We start from the raw sequence: 5,611 nt of genomic DNA, 5'->3' as shown, positions 1-5,611 counted from the left end.
TCCCTTGGCTTCGCCAACTTCTTTCACGGTGTACACATACTCTGTAGAATTAGCTGGGTTAATCAATGCTAAGTCACGGAATGTGCCTTGCCACTTATTTGAAGTAGATAGGGTTAAGGTCTGTCCGGTTGCTACACCATTGCGATATAGCTCAACTTCAATTTGTTGGACTGGATGTTCACCACCTTGAAGTTCCCAAGTTTTAACAACATGAAAATCACGTGTCTTCGGTTCTTCAGGTTTTTCTTTATTCGTAATGGTGAAGCCTTTTGCTAAATCTCCAGTAACTTTAGACTCATAACCTTTAATCGCCACTTCTCTTACAGTATAAGTGATTTCAGTTTCACCTGATTTCGTTGGAAGATTTTCGAAGGTAACTTTCCATTGATGATTCTCTGTAACGTCTTTTGTCTCAACAAGATATTCCTGTTTGCCAATTTTAGCCAGCAGTTGCACCTGAACAGTATCCGGACGTTTATTATTAGCATTATTATTATCATCCCATTGTTTTTCGACAGAAACTTCAGTCGTCTCATCATCAGTTCCAATCGTGACACTACCATTACTTCCGATACCACCACCCCGCGTTGCGGAGTAGTTACCAGAGATAATGACTCTAGTTAACGATTTAGTAAGATTATTTCCTTTAGAATTAACATTTAATCCCAACTGCGAATTACGCGCTAGAGTTCCTTGATGCATTTCATCAGCTAACTTATCACCGTTAGGAAGCATCCAATTATACGGAGCACCTCCCAGCATCCATTTAGAAAGTTTATATTTTGCTTGGCCACTGTGAATACCAAAATTATCGTACGAAAGAATGTACAAATCATTCATTTGTTTGGAGTCTTTTGATTGGTTACCATATAAAGCTCCGCCATTATTTACATATATAGTTGTTTCGGATATTGGACAATTGGCTAAACCAGCGCCTTCCCATTCGGAAATGTTATCAGTAATTAAAACATTTTGTAAGTATAGTTCACCATTAGCTCCATACTGCTCGGGAGCGCCATTGACATAAATGCCACCACCACCAAAAGCCATATTAGTTTTACCGGTGCCGTCCATTTTATTATTGGTTATCTGTCCCGCAGTAATGTAAGCTCTCCCTTGAGAACCACTGAAGTACTTTGCTTGAATGAAAATACCTCCTCCAGATGCACCGGCTGTATTTCCATCGACTGTACCTCCACTCATATTAAGCGTACTACCTTTTTCAGGATTATTCGAACCAATACTGATACCACCACCAATTTCTGCCGCAAAATTATTTAAAACCTTGGCATCACCTGACATGTTCAATACAGAGCCTTCTCGTACGATAATGCCGCCACCGGCAGAATAGTATTGATTGTAGGGTTTATCAAACACCAATTCAGATTGATTATTTTGAACCGCACCACCGGTAAAATTCATTGTAGAACCGTTAAGATGAATCCCACCACCATATGTGGCCTGATTTTCCTCAACGCTCCCTCCAGTCATATTGACTGTAGCACCTTCTGCATCAACTGCTCCACCCTTTGTTTGAATGAAGTTTTTATCAGGTTTAATTTTATTATTCCGTAACACGGTGCCTTCTTTAATATTTAAAGTTGCACCTGAGTTGACTTGAATTAAAGATTTTTCGATGTTCGGATTATTCTCAGAATTTCCATCGATTGTGATATTTGTAAGAGTAGCTTCTTTACCACTTTCAACCTTCAATAAATAATTATTAAAATCTTTATGTCGAAGTAACTTAGCTTTTGTCTCAGCTAAACTAATCTCTCCTTCAATAGAAGTAGTACCTGCAACATAAATATTTTGTATTCCTTTTTCTTTTGCAATCTGTTTTGCTTTTTCAAATGTTCTAACAGCTAATTCAGTACTTGAACCATCATTATCATCATCACCAGACTCGCCATTTAGGTATAAATCTGAGGGTGCTTCAGGAGATGCTGATGGATCCACATCATCTTTCGATGAGTCTTCTCCATTTTCGCCCGAATTATCCTCTGGAATAACATCCAGCTCACTTGCTGCTTCGTTTGCCTCTGAGTTTGTCTCTGGTGTGTCCATATTTTTCTCAGACGTATCCGTAGAATCTATTCCATCATCTACATTTACATTGGATATTTCTGGAATGATATCAATGGTAGAATCCGTCTCAGCTAAAACATTCGGCCCCATCGCTAACCAACCACATAAAAAAGGTAACAATAAAAATAAGTAATGTTTTCTAAATTTTTTCATCTTTTTCCCTCCCTTCTATATTAACTTGAAACTAATTTTATATAATATTTACAACACTTTAAAATTAGTTTCTAATATTATTGTACACCTTTAAATCGATAAAGTCCATATAATTGTGTAAAAGTTAAAAGGCCATGTAACAGCCCTTTTACGGTACAATGTTTTTAACCACTAAAAACATACCCAGGAGGACGTTACATGACCCAAGTACATTTTACACTGAACAACGAAGAGGTTCAAAGTATTATTGAACATTCCGTTAAAGATGATGTGTCTAAAAATATTTTGACCACTGTTTTCAACCAATTGATGGAAAATCAACGAACAGAATATATTCAAGCCGATGACTATGAACGTTCAGAAAGTCGTCAGAGTCAAAGAAATGGCTATTATGAGCGAGACTTTACGACTCGTGTGGGCACACTCGAATTAAAAGTGCCTAGAACACGTGATGGTGAATTTTCACCGACGGTGTTTGAGCGTTATCAGCGAAATGAAAAGGCACTGCTCGCTTCAATGCTTGAGATGTATGTTTCAGGCGTTTCGACACGTAAAGTTTCAAAGATTGTTGAAAAGCTCTGTGGAAAATCGGTATCGAAATCTTTTGTTTCTAGCCTGACTGAACAGTTAGACCCGATGGTCAACGAATGGCAGAACCGTTCGCTCTCAGGTACGAATTATCCTTATCTGATGACTGATGTTCTCTACATAAAAGTCCGTGAGGACCATCGAGTGCTTTCTAAAAGCTGCCATATTGCGATCGGGATAACAGAAGGGGGTGATCGTGAAATCATTGGCTTCATGATCCAAAATGAAGAAAGTGATGACACATGGTCCATCTTCTTTGACTACTTAAAAGAACGCGGTCTACAGGGGACAGAACTCATCATTTCTGATGCCCATAAAGGCCTAGTGTCTGCGATTCGTAAGTCCTTTACCAACGCAAGTTGGCAGAGATGTCAGGTCCATTTTTTAAGAAATATCTTCAGTTCCATTCCAAAAAAGAATTCAAAACCGTTTAGAGAAGCAGTAAAAGCGATCTTTAAGTTTACGGATATTGAACTCGCTCGAACAGCTAAGAATGCCTTAGTCGGTGAATATATTGACCAGTCCAAATATACAAAAGCATGCGAAACATTGGATAATGGCTTCGAAGATGCCTTTCAATACACGGTCATCGGAAATGGCCACAATCGGCTAAAAAGCACTAACCTTCTTGAACGACTGAACCAGGAAGTCCGCAGAAGAGAAAAGATTATTCGTATCTTTCCCAACCGATCGTCCGCCAATCGATTAATTGGAGCTGTCCTTATGGACCTTCATGATGAATGGCTCAGTTCTACAAGAAAATATATTAAGTTTGATCAATGAGTGACCGGTAAAACATTGTATAGTATTTTACACAGGATTGTGGACTTGACTTTTAAATCCCTATTTCAATATGCTTATTGGATTTATTATTGATTTCACATAGGTTGTTTATGGTGGTTGAAGGAGCAGAATTATACTTGATTACTATTTATTGTTTATTTTCCTAAAATGATTGATTATACTTTAAAAGACCATTATTATATTGATGGTATCTATTTAATAGAAAGGAGCTAGCTATGTCATTTACAAGTTTGAAAGAATTGGTCTACTTAGCCAAAACACAAGATTGCAAAATTTCTGAGATGATGATTGAGAGTGAGCTACAATTTCACGGTGGTGATCTCAATCGGGAAGAATTAATTAACATTATGCGTGAACAATTCCACGTAATGATGGAATCCGTTAAGATTGGAACTGAAAACTTAACGATGTCTAAAACGGGGATTACCGGCGGAGATGGGTTCCGTGTGACAGAATATATTAAAGAAGGTAAAACCATTGTCAACCCCATTAGCTTGCAAGTGGTTGCCAATGCAATGGCTGTCAACGAAGTGAATGCTTCAATGGGACGCATTGTCGCAACACCTACCGCGGGTTCAGCAGGAATTTTACCGGCAGTATTAACCGCTATGGTTGAACGAAATGAATTTAGCGAAGATGAGATTATTCAAGCGATGTTTACTTCTTCTGCCCTTGGACTTGTCATTGCGAACCGAGCTTCAATCTCAGGCGCACAAGGTGGCTGCCAAGCTGAGATTGGCTCTGCAACAGCAATGGCTGCTGGAGCTTTAGTGGAATTACACGGCGGAACACCTGAGCAAGTAGGTAACGCTGTTGGGTTAGCTTTAAAAAATTCACTTGGTCTTGTCTGCGACCCGGTAGCTGGTTTAGTTGAAATACCTTGTATTACGCGAAACGGTCTTCACGCTTTAACGGCCATGGCTGCAGCGGATATGGCATTAGCTGGCGTTGTAAGTATTATCCCACCGGATGAAGTCATCGATACAATGGAATCCATCGGTAAGGATTTACCACCTTCCCTACGCGAAACAGGAATTGGTGGATTAGCGGGAACCGAGACGGGTAAAGAAATTAAACACCAAGTTTTTGGCGATACGACGTTAGAAATTGCAAATTACAAGAGTGCTTATGAAATTATCGGGCCAATTATGGTAGGACCTTCATCTTCTCATACTGCCGGCGCGGTTCGAATTGGTAACGTTGCACGTCAATTATTAGGAGAAGAACCTGAAGAAGTCGTCTTCTCGTTGATGGAATCTTTCGCCAAAACGTATCAAGGGCATGGAACTGACTTAGCCTTAATTGCCGGTGTCTTAGGTTACACTACTAAAGATTCCGATGTTTCTCTGGCAAAGGAACGTGCAGAAGAAGCGGGTCTTAGATATAACTTTTTAGAAGCGGATTTAGGCAATTATCACCCGAACACCGTTCGAATTAACTTATGGGGACCAACCAAACACGTTGAAATCATCGGAAGTTCTATCGGGGGCGGTAAAATCGAGATTAAAGAATTTAACGGCTACGACGTTAAATTCAGTGGCGAACGCCCTACGCTTGTATTACTACATCCTGACCGTGTCGGCTTTATCAATGCGATTACCGAGTATCTATCACGTCACGCAATTAATATTTCCGCATTAACCAACCGTCGCTCTAAAATCAATGGGCCATCCGTCTCAATTTATGAGCTAGACATGAACTTAATTGATGATGATATCGAATCGTTGAAACAACAGTTTCCATTTATCGAAGATGGCGCCATGGTTTACGTTCAATAATTAACTAGCAAGTCATCAAATAACCGAGCATCGTAATGTGCTCGGTTTTGTTGTTGAATGATGACATATTTTGACGATGAACCTATCTGGATTTTCGATTCTAAATAGATTCAAGTGACAAATCTATTTAGATTTACAAATCCAAGATGATTCAGACTGCAAACCTATTTGGATTTACAAATCCAAGATGATTCAGACTG

At 39.3% G+C, this 5,611-nt stretch carries 3 protein-coding genes and 1 pseudogene; 3 read left to right on the top strand and 1 reads right to left on the bottom strand.

The window, feature by feature from the left end; translation table 11 throughout:
- On the bottom strand, window positions 1–2,241 hold a 2,241-nt coding region (locus HMPREF9707_RS09060), incomplete at its 3' end, for a Cna B-type domain-containing protein (RefSeq protein ID WP_006701236.1).
- Window positions 2,242–2,439: 198 nt separating this feature from the next.
- Between HMPREF9707_RS09060 and HMPREF9707_RS02965 the strand changes: the two genes are divergently transcribed.
- The 3 genes and pseudogenes from HMPREF9707_RS02965 (at window position 2,440) to sdaAB (ending at window position 5,411) form a co-directional block, all read left to right on the top strand.
- A complete protein-coding gene (locus tag HMPREF9707_RS02965; RefSeq protein ID WP_006701235.1) occupies window positions 2,440–3,612 on the top strand; it encodes an IS256-like element IS1542 family transposase in 1,173 nt (390 codons plus the stop codon).
- Window positions 3,613–3,848: 236 nt separating this feature from the next.
- Window positions 3,849–4,727: pseudogene (sdaAA, locus tag HMPREF9707_RS09185) on the top strand (L-serine ammonia-lyase, iron-sulfur-dependent, subunit alpha); the annotation flags it as partial.
- The gene (gene sdaAB / locus HMPREF9707_RS09180) at window positions 4,704–5,411 is read left to right on the top strand and encodes an L-serine ammonia-lyase, iron-sulfur-dependent subunit beta (protein ID WP_269556263.1); all 708 of its coding nucleotides are present in this window, start codon (window positions 4,704–4,706) and stop codon (window positions 5,409–5,411) included. The pseudogene sdaAA and the gene sdaAB, both read left to right, overlap by 24 nt.
- Window positions 5,412–5,611: the final 200 nt, after the last annotated feature.

This window comes from Falseniella ignava CCUG 37419, assembly GCF_000301055.1.
GTDB lineage: Bacteria > Bacillota > Bacilli > Lactobacillales > Aerococcaceae > Falseniella > Falseniella ignava.
This window is presented reverse-complemented; position numbering and strand designations above follow the sequence as displayed.

Coding starts and splice junctions, on each gene's coding strand:
- HMPREF9707_RS02965 (WP_006701235.1), top strand. CDS start 2,440: ATGACCCAAGTACATTTTACACTGAACAACGAAGAGGTTCAAAGTATT.